The 14,006-nt window shown below is 57.9% G+C and carries 17 protein-coding genes; 6 read left to right on the top strand and 11 right to left on the bottom strand.

The genetic code is table 11. The features are described 5' to 3' along the window. Positions 1–24: 24 nt before the first annotated feature. Positions 25–1,131 (top strand): ABC transporter ATP-binding protein, encoded by a 1,107-nt coding sequence (locus KUF54_RS07430; RefSeq protein WP_219345996.1) that lies wholly within the window; start codon positions 25–27, stop codon positions 1,129–1,131. After that, complete coding sequence (locus tag KUF54_RS07435) at positions 1,131–2,033, top strand: ABC transporter permease (RefSeq protein WP_219345997.1); 903 nt, start codon at positions 1,131–1,133, stop codon at positions 2,031–2,033. Before KUF54_RS07430 ends, KUF54_RS07435 begins: the two co-directional genes overlap by 1 nt. A gap of 80 nt (positions 2,034–2,113) precedes the next feature. Here KUF54_RS07435 and KUF54_RS07440 read toward each other — a convergent pair whose 3' ends face one another. The 4 genes from KUF54_RS07440 to KUF54_RS07455 all read right to left on the bottom strand — a co-directional run bounded on the left by KUF54_RS07440 (position 2,114) and on the right by KUF54_RS07455 (position 5,409). Further along, positions 2,114–2,308, bottom strand: coding sequence for a DUF2783 domain-containing protein (locus KUF54_RS07440; RefSeq protein ID WP_219345998.1), 195 nt, complete (start codon positions 2,306–2,308; stop codon positions 2,114–2,116). Between the two features lie 11 nt (positions 2,309–2,319). After that, positions 2,320–4,029 (bottom strand): FAD-dependent monooxygenase, encoded by a 1,710-nt coding sequence (locus tag KUF54_RS07445; RefSeq protein WP_219345999.1) that lies wholly within the window; start codon positions 4,027–4,029, stop codon positions 2,320–2,322. A 157-nt stretch (positions 4,030–4,186) separates the two neighbouring features. Next, positions 4,187–5,086 carry a helix-turn-helix transcriptional regulator gene (locus KUF54_RS07450; protein ID WP_219346000.1) on the bottom strand — a complete coding sequence of 300 codons (900 nt, stop codon included), beginning with the start codon at positions 5,084–5,086 and terminating at the stop codon, positions 4,187–4,189. Positions 5,087–5,241: 155 nt separating this feature from the next. Then, positions 5,242–5,409, bottom strand: a complete 168-nt coding sequence (locus KUF54_RS07455) for a hypothetical protein (RefSeq protein WP_219346001.1) — start codon at positions 5,407–5,409, stop codon at positions 5,242–5,244. 188 nt (positions 5,410–5,597) lie between these two features. Here KUF54_RS07455 and KUF54_RS07460 point away from each other — a divergent pair, with 188 nt between their 5' ends. Continuing rightward, positions 5,598–6,200 carry a YigZ family protein gene (locus KUF54_RS07460; RefSeq protein ID WP_219346002.1) on the top strand — a complete coding sequence of 201 codons (603 nt, stop codon included), beginning with the start codon at positions 5,598–5,600 and terminating at the stop codon, positions 6,198–6,200. 47 nt (positions 6,201–6,247) lie between these two features. On the opposite strand, the gene KUF54_RS07465 is transcribed toward KUF54_RS07460, so the two are convergent. The 4 genes from KUF54_RS07465 to KUF54_RS07480 all read right to left on the bottom strand — a co-directional run bounded on the left by KUF54_RS07465 (position 6,248) and on the right by KUF54_RS07480 (position 7,967). Beyond that, on the bottom strand, positions 6,248–6,397 hold the full coding sequence (locus KUF54_RS07465) for a hypothetical protein (RefSeq protein ID WP_219346003.1): 150 nt from the start codon (positions 6,395–6,397) through the stop codon (positions 6,248–6,250). Positions 6,398–6,497: 100 nt separating this feature from the next. Further along, complete coding sequence (locus tag KUF54_RS07470; protein WP_219346004.1) at positions 6,498–7,004, bottom strand: DUF6882 domain-containing protein; 507 nt, start codon at positions 7,002–7,004, stop codon at positions 6,498–6,500. Between the two features lie 70 nt (positions 7,005–7,074). Continuing rightward, the gene (locus tag KUF54_RS07475; RefSeq protein ID WP_219346005.1) at positions 7,075–7,677 is read right to left on the bottom strand and encodes an isochorismatase family protein; all 603 of its coding nucleotides are present in this window, start codon (positions 7,675–7,677) and stop codon (positions 7,075–7,077) included. Positions 7,678–7,694: 17 nt separating this feature from the next. Further along, positions 7,695–7,967, bottom strand: a complete 273-nt coding sequence (locus tag KUF54_RS07480; RefSeq protein WP_219346006.1) for a hypothetical protein — start codon at positions 7,965–7,967, stop codon at positions 7,695–7,697. 96 nt (positions 7,968–8,063) lie between these two features. Between KUF54_RS07480 and KUF54_RS07485 the strand changes: the two genes are divergently transcribed. Both KUF54_RS07485 and KUF54_RS07490 read left to right on the top strand, forming a co-directional pair. After that, positions 8,064–8,690: a C40 family peptidase gene (locus KUF54_RS07485; protein WP_219346007.1), complete on the top strand. Its 627-nt coding sequence runs from the start codon at positions 8,064–8,066 to the stop codon at positions 8,688–8,690. 205 nt (positions 8,691–8,895) lie between these two features. Next, complete coding sequence (locus KUF54_RS07490) at positions 8,896–9,144, top strand: GlsB/YeaQ/YmgE family stress response membrane protein (RefSeq protein ID WP_219346008.1); 249 nt, start codon at positions 8,896–8,898, stop codon at positions 9,142–9,144. 189 nt (positions 9,145–9,333) lie between these two features. On the opposite strand, the gene KUF54_RS07495 is transcribed toward KUF54_RS07490, so the two are convergent. After that, on the bottom strand, positions 9,334–10,707 hold the full coding sequence (locus KUF54_RS07495; protein ID WP_219346313.1) for an MFS transporter: 1,374 nt from the start codon (positions 10,705–10,707) through the stop codon (positions 9,334–9,336). 112 nt (positions 10,708–10,819) lie between these two features. Then, positions 10,820–12,022: a multidrug effflux MFS transporter gene (locus KUF54_RS07500; protein ID WP_219346009.1), complete on the bottom strand. Its 1,203-nt coding sequence runs from the start codon at positions 12,020–12,022 to the stop codon at positions 10,820–10,822. Positions 12,023–12,272: 250 nt separating this feature from the next. Here KUF54_RS07500 and KUF54_RS07505 point away from each other — a divergent pair, with 250 nt between their 5' ends. After that, positions 12,273–12,863, top strand: coding sequence for a DUF1566 domain-containing protein (locus KUF54_RS07505; protein ID WP_219346010.1), 591 nt, complete (start codon positions 12,273–12,275; stop codon positions 12,861–12,863). 184 nt (positions 12,864–13,047) lie between these two features. On the opposite strand, the gene KUF54_RS07510 is transcribed toward KUF54_RS07505, so the two are convergent. Then, the gene (locus tag KUF54_RS07510; protein WP_219346011.1) at positions 13,048–13,953 is read right to left on the bottom strand and encodes an SDR family oxidoreductase; all 906 of its coding nucleotides are present in this window, start codon (positions 13,951–13,953) and stop codon (positions 13,048–13,050) included. Between the last annotated feature and the right edge of the window lie 53 nt (positions 13,954–14,006).

Below are 14,006 nucleotides of genomic sequence, written 5' to 3' on the forward strand. Positions count from 1 at the left end.
CAGCTAGCACGCAAAGATCACACCATGCCCCGCTTGCTCACCCCCTTTGTAGCTTTGCTCAAAAACCTGTTCCAGCCACAAACGCCTGCACTGGCGGGGACTGCGCACTGGAATCCGGCTTCGGCAACGCCATCGCCATCGCCTACCCCTGCGACTTTAGACTTGCAAAAAATCTATAAAAACCAGCCTCCAGCCGCCATAGATAATGGACATGGTGCTATCAATGTAGAAAGTAATCATCAAACTCATGCTGCGCCTGCCGCCCAGCCGCTGGTGCAAATTCAAGACGTAAGCCTCATCTACCGCACCGCCCAGCAGCAAGTGCAGGCGACCTACCGCGTCAATCTCGATGTGCACGAGGGCGATCGGTTTGTGCTGCTTGGCGCATCGGGCTGCGGCAAAAGCAGCTTACTCAAAGCTGTGGGTGGATTTTTAACGCCCAGCGAAGGGCAAATCCTGCTCGACGGCCAGCCCATTACAGGCCCCGGCCCAGATAGAGTCGTCGTCTTTCAGGAGTTTGACCAACTGCCGCCGTGGAAGACCGTGCGTGAAAACGTCATCTTCCCGCTGGTAGCTTCGGGCCAGCTCAACCGCTCCCAAGCGGGCCAAAGAGCGGACGCCATGATTGCCAAGGTCGGGCTGGCAAAGTTTGCCAACGCCCACCCGCATCAACTGTCTGGTGGCATGAAGCAGCGCGTAGCCATTGCCCGGGCGCTGGCCATGCAACCACGCGTGCTGCTGATGGATGAGCCCTTTGCCGCGCTAGACGCCCTTACCCGCCGCCGCATGCAAGAAGAGCTGCTGGCACTGTGGCAAGAGCTGCGCTTTACGCTGATCTTTGTCACCCACTCGATTGAAGAGGCCTTGGTTGTGGGCAACCGCATCGCCATCCTCTCGCCCCACCCGGGCCGCGTGCGCGCCGAGGTCAACAGCCACCAGTTTGACCTATCAAGCCAAGGCAGTGCGGACTTTCAGGCCACAGCCCAGCGCATTCACCAGCTGTTGTTTGACGAGCCCGTCGCCCCTAACAGTATGACTAACAGCCCCACAGCCGCTGACGCGAACAAAGCGAACGCAGCAACCGCAGCGAGCGCCAATGTCACTGCCACCAGCGCCGCCGAAAGCCATTGATGACACAGCCCACCTTGCAATCTCCTTTGCAACCGCCTTTGCAACCACCTGTACGCGCTGAATATGTGCGTGAGCTCACCGCCCCCGGTGCACTGGCCGCCGCCCAGCCCCTGAGCCTGCCCCAGCGCCTGTGGCAGCAAGCCGGCCTGCGCCGCGCTGTCATTCTTGCGGTGCTGGCTCTGGCTTGGGAGCTGCTGGCCCGCTGGCAAGACAACGACTTGCTGCTGCCCACCTTTCTGCAGACCATGAGTGCGGTTGCAGAAGGCGTCAGCAGCGGCGAGCTGCTGGCCAAGGCTGGCATCTCGCTGGCCATCTTGGTGCAAGGCTATTTGCTGGGCATTGTGGGCGCACTAGTGCTGACCACACTGGCCGTCTGCACCCAGTTTGGCCGCGACTTGCTCACCACGCTCACCAGCATGTTCAACCCCCTGCCCGCCATCGCCCTGCTGCCACTGGCACTGCTGTGGTTTGGCTTGGGTCAGGGCAGCCTCTTGTTTGTGCTGGTGCACTCCGTGCTGTGGCCGCTGTCGCTTAACACCTATGCCGGTTTTCAGTCCGTGCCTGAAACCCTGCGCATGGCAGGGCGCAACTATGGCCTAAGCGGTGTGCGTTATGTGCTGCAAATCCTGATTCCCGCTGCACTCCCTGCTATTCTTTCAGGACTCAAAATTGCATGGGCATTTGCCTGGCGCACCCTGATTGCGGCCGAGTTAGTCTTTGGCGCATCGTCGGGCAAAGGCGGTTTGGGCTGGTACATCTTCCAAAACCGCAACGAGCTGTACACAGACAAAGTGTTTGCCGGCCTGCTAACCGTCATCGCCATTGGCTTGCTGGTGGAGACTTTGGGCTTTCATACGCTGGAGCGGCTGACGGTGCGTAAGTGGGGGGTGCAGCGCTCTTGAGCTTCGTGAGCTGCATAAGCCGCCACAAGCACGCAAGTGCTTGTGGTTGAGTGATTGTGCTAAGTGCTTAGAGTTGAATGCTACAAATCGCGCTGCGCCGCAGCAATTAGCTCGCCAAACTGCTGGGCGTCGCCCAACTGGTTCGCCGCTAGCAGCGCCAGCTTGACCAGCAATAGTTCAGATTTTTCAGCGCCCACGGCATCAATCGCGGTGGCCAGTTGGTCGTAGACGGTTTCAAGGCCTGCGATATCCAGAGTGCTTGTTGTGTTGTTCATGGTGATCTTCCTCAGGCCAGCAGCGCGGCTTTGAATGCGGATTGCAGTTGATGGGCATCCAGCGCCATCCAGCGCGCGCAGACATGTTGGTCGGGGCGCAGCAAGTAAGCCGCGCCATTGGCCAGTACGCCGTAGCGGTTTCGGCAGCGGCCTTCGCTGTCATTGAGCACCAGATCAGCCCCTTGAACAGAACTTTGAACCTCGCTCACACTCTGGTCAGTCACCGCAATCAGTCGCACATTGATGCCGCGAGCTTTAACGCTATCGACCACGGCGCGCAGCTCAGGCGGGATGGCTTGCGCTGCAGTGAAGTACAGCAAATCAAAGCCGCCGCCTAAGTGGTCGAGCAAATAGCTATCGGCCGCAAAGCGCACATTGACGGGCGGCGCGCCGTGGGCGGGGCCGGCCTTAAAGAGCAAATTGTCGTCACCCACGCTGTTGAGCGGCGAGTGAGCGTACTCATGCGGGCGCGAGGTGCGCCAGTGGTAGAGCGGGCCGACAAAGGGCTGCGTCAAAGACAGGGACAGCACGGCATCGCGCACCAATCTGAAGCCCCGCGTGGGCGGCGCCATAAAGCGGGTGCTCTTGCCCGCCTCTTCGACAATTTCCCGTGCGGCGCCCACACGCTCGCTGCTATAGCTTTCAAGCAGCTTGGGGCTGGCCGCGCCCTTGGCAACCAGCGCCAGCCGCCATCCCAGCGCCTGCGCATCTTGAAAGCCGGTGTTCGCGCCGCGCACGCCGAAGATGGGCAGCATGTGGGCCGCATCGCCCGCAAAGATCACACGGCCATGCACATAGTTGGGCAAAGTCAAGGCGCGGGCGGAATAGACCGAGCTCCAGTCCATCTCCCACGGCGTGCCACCAAAGCCGATCATCTCTAGTTGAGCATCAATACGCGCCTTCAGTGATTCGGGCTTGAGTGCATCTTCGGGATCTTCACCCGCTGGCAACTGGTAGTCCACCCGCCAAATACCATGCGGCTCGCGGTGCATGAGGATGGTGTTGCCGGGGTTCCATGTGGGATCGAAAAACGCGAGACGCTCGGTTGGCAGCGGCAGGTCGATGCGGATATCAGCAATCACAAAGCGGCCTTCGTAAGACGCGCCTTCCATTTGCAGCTTCATGGCCGAGCGGATGCCCGAACGTGCGCCGTCACAAGCCACCAGCCAATCCGCCTGCAACTGGTATGCGCCTTCTGGCGTATCGACTTCGACGAAGGCCTTCTCGCCTTTTTGCTCCACTTTGTTGACGCGGTTTCCCCAACGCAGCTCGATAAGCGGGTTGGCTTCTACGGCTTCGACCAGATATTCCTCCAGAAACTGCTGCTGCAGATTGATCATGGGGAAGAAGCGATCGTCATCGGCGCGGGCGTTTTCCATGCGGTACACCCGCTGGCCCCGGTAAATGCTGTTGCCAAAGCACCAAGGCAAGCCAGTCTCTGTGACGCGGTGGGCCACGCCTACTTGCTGCAAAATTTCCATGGAGCGGCGCGTAAACACAATGGCGCGACTGCCCTCGGAGACTTGCAACTCCGACTCCAGCACCACGCAGCGCTGGCCGTGGCGGGCCATTTCAAGCGCCGTGGTCAAGCCCACAGGGCCGGTGCCGACGATAACGACTGGGTGGCTTTGCTCACCGGGGTGCTGGGATGCCAGCCAAGGCTGATGAACTTGGTATTCGTAGTAGATGGAGTGGCGGGGCTCGGCGTATGGCTGGTGCATTTTGTTATGTCTCCGGGTGCTTATTTGCTGCCCAGTGTAGAAAAGCACCAGCCTGCACATGTCACCAAATGAGGACATGAATGACTAAAGGCCAGCTCCTGCCTCAATTTCAAACCAAACTTGCCTCAAGTCATTACGGCATAAGGACTAGCAGCTATCAAAATTGCGAATCCACCGCTTGCGCAGGCTCCATCAGCAATGCAAACAGCTCTCGCTGGCCTTGCACCCCCAGCTTGGCGCAGATCCGCTTCACATAGGTGCGGGCACTGCTGACGGCGATGCCCAGCCGCTGAGCCAGTGCATCTGCATCCAAGCCCTGTGCCAGCGCCCGCACCACATCAAGGTCACGCGGCGTGAGCTGCTCAAAACGGCGCGCCAGACGGGCCAGCACCAAGTCCACCAAGTCGCCCTGCAAGGTCTGGCCCGCGTAATGCAGGCGCATGGCTTGCATGAGCAGCGGGGCAAACGCCTCAATCAGCGCAATGGCCTCGTCATCAAAGCGGCCGTGCTCCTCGCCCCGGTACAGATTGACGGACAGCCAGCGCGCATTTTCTTGCAGCATCAATACCGACAGCCGCTCCGCAATTTGCGGCTGGGTGTAGCAGACATGGCGGTACTCGGGGTGCTGCACATCTTGCGGCCCCTGCCGGTGCAGCCACACGCGGGGCTTGGCATGCGGGTCTTTGAGCAGCCGCGCAAGCTCGGCCTTCATCACGCGTTGCGAGCCATCTAGAGGGTAAAAGCGTTCGCTGTAATCTTGCGAAATCATGGGAAGCGCACCTGTACGCGCCCTGTCGCCCAAGCCCACCACACGAGGCCGCGCCATGCCTTGGAAGGCGAAAATAGTGCACTGCGCAAGCGGCACCTGCCTGCCCAGCAGCTGCAAAATTTGCTCTGCAATGGCATCACTGCTGCCCAGCGTGGCGCTGCTTCGCCCGACTTTCTCCATCAGCGCCGTCACATCCGCCAACGATACGGCAAGCACGCTTGTCTGCGCAGCGGCAGGCAGAAGCATCCAGTGCGAAGGGTCAGAAAACGGTGTGATCGAGGCAGTCATGGGCCAGTCAATTGTGCAGTGAATGCGGCAATCAAAAACATACGCTGATTTTGAACGCTCAAACCTTCACACCGACCCGCATCAGCACACGGCAGATGCAAAAAACCGGCTGCTCTTACTGAGTCAGCCGGTTTTTTGAAGATTCGTTCAGTGACCTACCACTCGCCAACGTTGCGTATGCGTTGTAGCAAGTCCCATTCATCTTCGGGGGGCGTAAGTTGCATGGACTGTACCTCCATCAACTCCTGCGCCAAAGGCGGCGGGGAGAAATGTTCTCGTCCAAAAGTGTGTTCGCTCAGGGTCTGTGGCTGGGGAATGTTCATGACCGCCTCCTTTGCAAGTAGCTTAATCATGGCTGCTTTTTCTGCCTGTAGGAACCGGATTAACGCCACTGTCGAGCAAATCCCACACCCCGCGTCATCACGTCATGGATCTGACACAAATGAAGTGTCCAACAGGATTCGGCACACCGCCTGCAGCCTCCCTCTTTGCGGTTATGCTGCCGCTCGCTATGCCTCAGACTCTTCGCGCCGCTGTCTCCAGTGAACTCATCATTAAGAAAAGCCGTTTTATCGGCTGTGTGCAACCGATGACGGACCGGGCCAGCGCGCAGGCCGTTGTCGATGCGCTGTGGCGCCAGCACCCGAGCGCCGCCCATATTTGCTGGGCCTTGCTAGCCGGCGGGCAATCTGCAGCGGTAGATGATGGCGAGCCAAGCGGCACCGCAGGCCGCCCCATGCTGGATGTGCTGCGCCACCAAGACCTGGAGGGCGTACTGGCAACCGTGGTGCGCTACTTTGGCGGCGTCAAACTGGGCGCGGGCGGGCTGGTGCGCGCCTATACCGATGCAGTGGCGCAAGCGCTCTTGCAAGCCGAAAAAGCCACTATTGAGCGCATGCAAATCTTGCAATGCACAGCCCCTTATCCGCTAGAAGGGCTGATTCGCCGCATGGTGGATGCGGCGGGCGCCGAGCTGCTGCAGGTCGATCACGGCAGCCTGGTCACCTTCAAGCTGCAGATGCCGCAATCGGCTGCCCAAGCCTTTGTTAGCACCCTTAACGAAAGCGGCCAAGGCCGCATTGGGTGGATCAAGCCAGATGAGCTGGCTGGGTGACGGACTGAATCACCAAAAGAAAAACCCGCTGAAAGCGGGTTGAGTGGTCAGCAGTTGCCCTTTTTAGCTTGACCGGGTGGGCAGCCATGAGGGTGAGGCTTTTTATAGCCATCACCGTAGTAGCCACCGCGGTCGTGATACACCGCGCAGCCACTCAATATGAAGACGGCAGCAGCCAGTACGAACATGGATTTCATGAGGACTCCTTTTTGAGCAGCTAATTCAAGGCGCTCAAGTCTATAAAAAACATGGCTGAAAAATTGTTAACGAATTTTTCATGCCCATCCCAGTGGTTTCTCAGTTCGGCAGAGCTGCCGGATCTACCGCCGGCTGCAAATGCAGCAGCGTGAAGTAGAGCGTCACATCCCCTTGCTGATCAATAAACGTGCCCACGGCGCGTTGCAGTCGGGCCGCAATGCACAGACATTCCAGCGCCTCAGGGCGGCCACCGGGAATGCGGGCTGTGGTCAGCAGTGACAAATGGTTTTCACGGCCAAAGTCGTGCACCACCTCCAACGCCTCGCCATGTTGCTTGGGAATGGCTTCATTAGCCCAGCTCCATACAAAGCTGCCTTCTTGCTCGCTGCTTGTGCCCACCAGACAGACTGTGGCAATCACCTTATGCAGCGGCCCATCCAGCTCCAGCAGGGCGCGGCCCAAATCCCAGTGGTACTTTGGATTAGCTTGCAGGCCAAACTGCTGGGGCCATTGGGCATTGCGGGCCTGCATCATTTCAACGGCCTCGCGGCTCCAAGCCGCCCAGTCGGTGGCCTGCTTTGCTGATGGTTTTTTTTGTTCGCTCATCGCTTATCCCTTGCTTTCAATGGGCAGCATTGTCAGCCAAGTGCGCCCACTGCAAAGCCAGCCTCTGCGCTTATTTCACAAGTGCCAGCATGTCCTTGAAGGCTGGATCTTCGCAAGTACGCAGCCACTCAAACAACACCATTTCGGTGGTCACCAGTTCAGCGCCAGCACCTGCCAAGCGGTCAAACGCGGCATCACGGTTACGCTCAGTACGCGAGCTGCTTGCGTCAGTGACGACCCAAACGTCAAACTCTTCTTCCAACAATTCCAGCGCGGTTTGCAGCAAGCAGACATGGGTTTCGCAACCAGCAATCACCACCATGTTGCGCTCTGGCGCTTGCTCTTGGGGCTTTTGCAAATGCTTGGGCAAGCTGCGAGCATTGCCGCCCTGTGGCTTGGCAGGAGGACGCAGCCATTCGCCCAGGCCCTCTGCCACGGCGCTGAAATACATTTTCTCAAGCGTCTTTTTGCACAGGGATTTGAGCTCCGCATCATTGGTACCCAGACGCGAAGGGTTCTGCTCCGTACCCCAAACCGGCACATCCATCAGTTGAGCCATCTTGGCCAACTTGACGGCGTTGGACAGCACTTGCTGACCTTCATGGATAACGGGCATGAGCTTGTCCTGGTAGTCCACCAGAACCAGTTGCGACTCAGAAGCTTCTAACAACATGGCAAATCTTTCTTGAATTAGGCAACTCGATTCAAAGAGCAAAGCCTTTCAATCGAGATGCAGGTCGCTGGCGCTATATAGCCACGGCCACCTGCAACAATGAATGCCCTATTGTCGCCGCAAGACGCGGCCAAGGCTTCAAACAGGCTAAGAGCCGCTAGCGCCACTTTAAAAAGCAGTTGCCAAATAACTCCATGCACTTGTGGACGAGTCAAAACAGGGAAAACACCAGCAATCAGCGCTTCAAATTTGAGAGCATTCAAAGCAATAAGCTCATATGAAAATCTCATAAAACAGCGCATCAACTGCGAAATATCAAAAACCCTAACTGAAAATTGGAAATAGCAGGTTTCATCCTACAAATTAACGTGTTACCCTCGATCCCCATGTCCAAATGGCTTATTGCACTTCTATTTGTTGGCGTCACCAGCGCGCAAGCCGCACCCAGTGAACAGCGTGACGACGACATGACCCAGTTGCTTGTCAACCGAGGTCTCATCACCCAGTTACGTGAAGCTCGCCACACCGTGGCCGAGAAGACGACTGACTTCGTGCGTGAAGCTCGCCAAAACGTGGCCGAAAAAACCTCCGACTTGGTGGTGACGGCCATGGGCTTCCTTGGCGTGCCTTACCGCCTTGGCGGCACTACCGCTGAAACCGGCTTTGATTGCAGCGGTTTTGTGCGTGCCATCTACGCCCAGACCATGGGCAAGATGCTGCCGCGCGTCTCTGCTGAGCAAGCGCAAGCGACTCAAAAAATCGACCGCAGCGACCTCAAGCCCGGGGACTTGGTGTTTTTCAACACCATGCGCCGCACCTTTAGCCATGTCGGCATTTATGTGGGTGACGGCCAGTTCATCCACGCGCCACGCACGGGTGCCAGTGTTCGCGTAGAAAGCATGCAAACCTCATACTGGGCTCGCCGCTTTGACGGCGCCCGCCGCGTTGAAGGTGCCGATGCATCGGCCACGACAGCAGCGGCATACACCGCCACGTCGCCCATGCAGCCTTGAATTTTCAAAGCGCACTCAAAAAAGCCTGCTTTATGCAGGCTTTTTTACTTTGTCAACGATGCTTACCAAGCATAGCCCCTAGGTATTGACCCATAAAAACCGTGAAAAAATTCAAGCCATGTGGACGTGACAGCATCGTCTGACAAAAGCCCTCAACGCATCCGCGTAGAGTGAACCTTATTGAAACCAACTCAAGGAGCTAAGCATGGAAATTATCGGCACCATCATCGTGGGTCTTATCGTGGGTCTCATCGCCCGAGCCATCAAGCCCGGAAATGACAGCATGGGCTGGATCATGACCATCTTGCTAGGTATCGTGGGCGCGTTTGTGGCCACTTATCTCGGCTCAGCCATGGGTTGGTATCAACAAGGTCAAGCCGCCGGCTGGATTGCCTCTGTCGTTGGCGCCGTGATTCTTTTGTTTATTTATGGCTTGGTGACCAAGAAGTCCTAATAAGCGCCTGCCTAGCTAACTGGGCTAAACAGCCTAGTTCAGCAAAGCGCTTTCATCAGCGACTCAGTCTCTCCTTACGGAGAAGATTGAGTCGCTGATTTCATATATAAACTCGTCACAAAATTCATCGCCGCGCGCGATCAAGAGCGGCTTTAAAGCAAAAAGGCCGCTGCACTCTTTACCGCCAAGTCAGCGCTTGTGTACCTCTTGATCCGGGGTCTTGTTCACCCGCATCATGCTGAACACGCCTGCTAGCGCAGCAAAGCCGCCAGCAATGGCCAATGCCAAGACTTCAGCATTGCCGCCGTGGCCGCCAGAGATGGCAAAAATCGTGGCCAACACCACAGCTCCTAACGTCTGCCCCGTCATTCGGGCAGAACTGAGCATACCGCCCGCCGCGCCGCTACGCGATAAGGGCGCTGAGCTTACGATGGTGTGATTATTGGGCGACTGGTATAAGGCAAATCCACTGCCCGCCAGCAACATGCGCCAGACCATATCCGCGATTGACACATCTGCCGGCATGGCTGCCAGCAGCCACAGGCCAGTTGCAAACATCGCCATGCCAATGCCGCCGAGCAAACCATCGGGATACTTGCCAATCAAGCGGCCAGCCACAGGGGCTGTCAGCATGGTGGCAATCGGCCAAACGGTCATCAGCATTCCTGCCTCAAAGGGCGAAAGGCCGCGAGCTTCCAGTAGCAAAAATGGCAGCGCTAAATACGCCAGCATCTGTGCGCAAAAAGCCGCAATCGAGCCGCACATAGACAACCTGAACACAGGAATACGCAGCAAGTCCACAGGGAAAAGAGGCGCACTTTGATGCCGCTGACGGCGTAAATAGACAAAGCCCACGGCAACCCCCGCACCCAACAGCCACCAGCCAGAGGGCATGAATGAGCTGCCCGGCGCAGCCTCTTTGCCCATACCCACACCCAGTTGTTCAGCCCCCAAAAAGAGCAAACTAAACATCAAAATATTGAGCAGCACATCAAGCAAGGCCATCGACTCAATTTTGCTGCTCACAGGTGGGTTCACAGGCAAGGCCTTGCGCCCCATCCACAGCGTCAGCAGACCTAGCGGCACATTGATGGCAAATAGCCAGGGCCAGCTTGCCACCGACAAGATCGCCGCTGCCACCACTGGGCCAGCCATAGAAGAGGTCGCCACGACTAAGGAGTTAAGCGCCATGCCGCGCCCCAGCATGGCTCGCGGATACGTCAGGCGAACCAAGGCGGCGTTCACGCTCATCACACCCGCTGCACCCATGCCTTGAAAGACGCGCGCAGCAATCAGGGTGCTCAAGGAGTTGGCCAGTGTTGCAGCCACGGAGGCGATCACAAAAACCACCATACCCATCAGATAGACGCGTCGGTAGCCCATGCGCTCGCCCAAGGCGGCAAGAGGCAACAGCAACACCAGCCCAGCCAACTGGTAGGCATTGACCACCCAAAGCGTAAGCGCTGAGCTGGCCTGCAAATCTCGCGCTATCACAGGCAAGGCTAGGTTGACGATGCTGCTGTCTAACACCGCCAAGGTCAGGCCCAAAATAATCACCGCCATGGCGCGGCCACGCGCTCCATCGGGAAGGCCGTCGTACGGCGTGCAGGCCTTGTTACCCCCAGCGCCAGTGCCATCGCTATGGCTACCGCTACTGCTGACTTTTAGCTCCTGATCATGCATGGGCGAGGGCTGCAGCCTTCTTACCCAGTGTCACCCAGGCCAGTGCCACTCCTACCAACGCGCCAATGGCCATACCGATCACCATGGGCAAAGGCTTGCCGTTAGAAAAATGTCCCACGATTTGCATGGCAGCCGCGCCGCAAAGCATTTGCAGCGTACCCAGCAAGGCCGATGCTGTACCCGCAATCTTGCCGTGCGCCTCCAGCGCCAGCACCGAGGTGGTAGGAATAACCAAACCCATAAAAGCACTAGCAATAAAGTACAGCGCGATGAGCACGATCAACTGCTCGCCGCCCATCAAGTAATACGCCAGCAAAGTCAGCATGGTCACGCCCGATGCAGAAGCCGCTGCCTTGACCACATTGACCAGCCCAAAGCGTTGCCCCAGTCGCCCTGTCAGCTGCGCCGCACCAATAAAGGCGATAGAGTTCAGCGCAAAGGCCATGCTGTACTCGGTCGCCGACAAGCCGTAGTAATTGATCAACACAAAGGGCGAGCCCGCCAAATAGACAAAAAAACCGGCCATGGCGCAGCCGCCAATCAGTACTAAGCCCATGTAATGCGCGTCGCGCAGCAGCGTCAGATACGCCTTTAAAGCGCCGATTAAGCTGCTGTCCAGACGCGCAGCGGGTGTGCGAGTTTCTTCAACGCCGCGCCAAGTGGCAACAAGACCCAGCAAAGCAGCAACGGCCACCACCCAAAACACTGCGCGCCAGCCAGCCACGGCAATCACGCCGCTGCCCACCAAGGGGGCCAAAATGGGCGAGACGCTGAACACCAGCATCAACAAAGACATCATGCGAGCCGCGGCGTGGCCCGTGTGCAGATCACGCACCACGGCACGCGGGATGGCCATGCAAGCAGCAGCGCCCAAGCCCTGCACAAAACGAAATGCGACCAGCATCTCAATATTGGGCGCCAGCGCGCAGCCCACGCTAGCTGCGGCAAACACTATCAAACCAAAGTACAGCGGCGGCTTGCGGCCCACCATGTCGGAGACTGGGCCGTACAGCAGCTGCCCCACGCCAATAGAGAGAAAGAAAGCGGTCAGACTGGCTTGCACCGCGCCCACATCAGCGCCCAAGCTGCTGCCAATTTGCGGCAGCGCGGGCAAATACATATCGATGGCGAACGGGCCAATGGCCGATAACAGGCCCAAAACCAAGACCAGACGCAGGGAAACAGAAGCTTGCATAGGGGCGCAATTGTCCTAGCATCTGGATTTGCGTGCTGAACTTGCGCTAAAGCCTGAGCCAAAACCTGAGTGGAAGTAAAAGTGGATGCAAGAGTGGATGAAATAGCGATGCTTTCACACACATCATTGAGCGAATGCCTGCGGCTGAACCTGCGCACAATAAAACCCTCCTTCACCTCATGCTGTCGCCGTGCTCTCAACTGCTCTATCTTGTCAGCGCTCTTATCAGCGACCTTCTCTTCATCGGCTGATGCTGCTTAGCCTTCTGAGCAGCATCAGCACCGCAGCCCTTGCACAAAACGCTGCGACCGCACCAGCATCCCCTGCTCTTCACCCCCCTGCTTTTCAGATAGCTGCCGACGGCAAATTCGTCATCGACACCCGTGCAAAGCTGGCGTGGCCGCGCTGCGCCGAAGGCATGGACTGGAATGGCAAGACTTGCAGCGGCAGTGCTGAGGTTTTTAACTACAAACAAGCCCAGACCTATGCCGCCGAGCGCAGCAAGGCAGAAAACCAGCGCTGGCGACTGCCCCGGGTCAACGAACTGAAACGGCTGCTAGACCGCAGCAGCAAACCTCAAGGTTTAAACCCAGAATTATTCCCCGCCGCACCCCGCGATTGGCACTGGACGAGCACAGCCTCAGTGAACTCCGCGCGCATCAACCAATACAACTACAGCCAAGTGGATAAATCCAACACCCTCTCGAGCCTCTCAGCCCAGCAGGCCTGGGCGGTGAACACAGAAACACTAGAGGCAACACCCGACATGGGCAAAGGTAATGCTTTGCTCTTAAGGCTGGTGCGCCCGGCAACCGAGCTTGAACTCAAACCTGTGCCATGAAAAAAGCCTTGTCGCTTTGACAAGGCTTTTTGTGTTTAGAGCCGCTAACACAACCCAGCAAACCGCAGGTTTGCGTTTGAGACGAGGCGCAAAGCCGCAGGCAGTACAAAAGGTACGACAAGGCGAAACAACGACGTATCAAGGGTGGTGTTAGCGGCTCTTAGCCGCTTTCAAACACCCCGTATCAAGCACCACGCAGTGCCGCCTTAAGGCTCACGCCTAATTCCGGCTTGTGGGCAAACGGGTCCGTGGGGTTACGCCCCTGCACCACATCTTCCATGCGTACCTGCACCGAACTCAAGGCCTGCGGGTGGCTGTAGATATAAAACTGCCCCGTGGCGACGGCATCAAACACCTTCTGCGCCACCTCAGCGGCCGTGACCTTGCCCGAGCCCACCGCCTTATCCGTCATAGCCTGCCCTATTTTCTGGCTCGCCGTCAGCGCCTGCGCCTCTAAACCCTGCGGGCGATTGCGCTCACTGTGCCCTATGCCTGTGGGTACAAAAAATGGGCACAGCAAGCTGGCACTGATTTGATCCGACACCAGCGCCAAATCTTGGTAGAGCGTTTCCGTCAGCGCCACCACCGCATGTTTGCTGACGTTGTAGATGCCCATATTAGGAGGTGCCAGCAGACCCGCCATGCTGGCGGTGTTGACGATATGGCCTTCGTAGGCGGGGTCGGCCTTGGCCGCCTCCAGCATCATGGGCGTAAACAAGCGCACGCCATGAATCACGCCCCAAACGTTGACGCCCAGCACCCATTGCCAGTCAGCCACGGAGTTTTCCCAGACCAGACCGCCCGCCCCCACACCCGCGTTGTTGAACACAAAGTTCGGTGCGCCAAACTGGGCCTTGACCTCGGCAGCCAGCGCCTGCATCTGCGCCGCATCCGACACATCGACCTTGCGTGCCAACACCTTGACGCCTGCAGCCTTGAATTCGGCCTCGGCCTTGTCAAGCGCCTCCTGCTGCACATCGACCAGCACCAGATTCATGCCCTTGCTGGCGCCAATGCGCGCGCACTCCAGCCCGAAGCCAGAGCCAGCACCCGTCAGAACCGCCGTCTTTCCCTTGAAATTCGTGATCATTCTTGTCTCCGAATATTTTTATGTGAGCAGCGCCTGAAACTGGCGCGCTCCAG

This window comes from Comamonas sp. Y33R10-2 (genome assembly GCF_019355935.1).
GTDB lineage: Bacteria > Pseudomonadota > Gammaproteobacteria > Burkholderiales > Burkholderiaceae_C > Comamonas.

What these genes read in the sequence shown, in the direction of transcription:
- KUF54_RS07430 (WP_219345996.1), top strand. Translation starts at nt 25, where the DNA reads ATGCCCCGCTTGCTCACCCCCTTTGTAGCTTTGCTCAAAAACCTGTTC.
- KUF54_RS07435 (WP_219345997.1), top strand. Translation starts at nt 1,131, where the DNA reads ATGACACAGCCCACCTTGCAATCTCCTTTGCAACCGCCTTTGCAACCA.
- KUF54_RS07440 (WP_219345998.1), bottom strand. Translation starts at nt 2,308, where the DNA reads ATGAACAACACAACAAGCACTCTGGATATCGCAGGCCTTGAAACCGTC.
- KUF54_RS07445 (WP_219345999.1), bottom strand. Translation starts at nt 4,029, where the DNA reads ATGCACCAGCCATACGCCGAGCCCCGCCACTCCATCTACTACGAATAC.
- KUF54_RS07450 (WP_219346000.1), bottom strand. Translation starts at nt 5,086, where the DNA reads ATGACTGCCTCGATCACACCGTTTTCTGACCCTTCGCACTGGATGCTT.
- KUF54_RS07455 (WP_219346001.1), bottom strand. Translation starts at nt 5,409, where the DNA reads ATGAACATTCCCCAGCCACAGACCCTGAGCGAACACACTTTTGGACGA.
- KUF54_RS07460 (WP_219346002.1), top strand. Translation starts at nt 5,598, where the DNA reads ATGCCTCAGACTCTTCGCGCCGCTGTCTCCAGTGAACTCATCATTAAG.
- KUF54_RS07465 (WP_219346003.1), bottom strand. Translation starts at nt 6,397, where the DNA reads ATGAAATCCATGTTCGTACTGGCTGCTGCCGTCTTCATATTGAGTGGC.
- KUF54_RS07470 (WP_219346004.1), bottom strand. Translation starts at nt 7,004, where the DNA reads ATGAGCGAACAAAAAAAACCATCAGCAAAGCAGGCCACCGACTGGGCG.
- KUF54_RS07475 (WP_219346005.1), bottom strand. Translation starts at nt 7,677, where the DNA reads ATGTTGTTAGAAGCTTCTGAGTCGCAACTGGTTCTGGTGGACTACCAG.
- KUF54_RS07480 (WP_219346006.1), bottom strand. Translation starts at nt 7,967, where the DNA reads ATGAGATTTTCATATGAGCTTATTGCTTTGAATGCTCTCAAATTTGAA.
- KUF54_RS07485 (WP_219346007.1), top strand. Translation starts at nt 8,064, where the DNA reads ATGTCCAAATGGCTTATTGCACTTCTATTTGTTGGCGTCACCAGCGCG.
- KUF54_RS07490 (WP_219346008.1), top strand. Translation starts at nt 8,896, where the DNA reads ATGGAAATTATCGGCACCATCATCGTGGGTCTTATCGTGGGTCTCATC.
- KUF54_RS07495 (WP_219346313.1), bottom strand. Translation starts at nt 10,707, where the DNA reads ATGGCGGTGATTATTTTGGGCCTGACCTTGGCGGTGTTAGACAGCAGC.
- KUF54_RS07500 (WP_219346009.1), bottom strand. Translation starts at nt 12,022, where the DNA reads ATGCAAGCTTCTGTTTCCCTGCGTCTGGTCTTGGTTTTGGGCCTGTTA.
- KUF54_RS07505 (WP_219346010.1), top strand. Translation starts at nt 12,273, where the DNA reads ATGCTGCTTAGCCTTCTGAGCAGCATCAGCACCGCAGCCCTTGCACAA.
- KUF54_RS07510 (WP_219346011.1), bottom strand. Translation starts at nt 13,953, where the DNA reads ATGATCACGAATTTCAAGGGAAAGACGGCGGTTCTGACGGGTGCTGGC.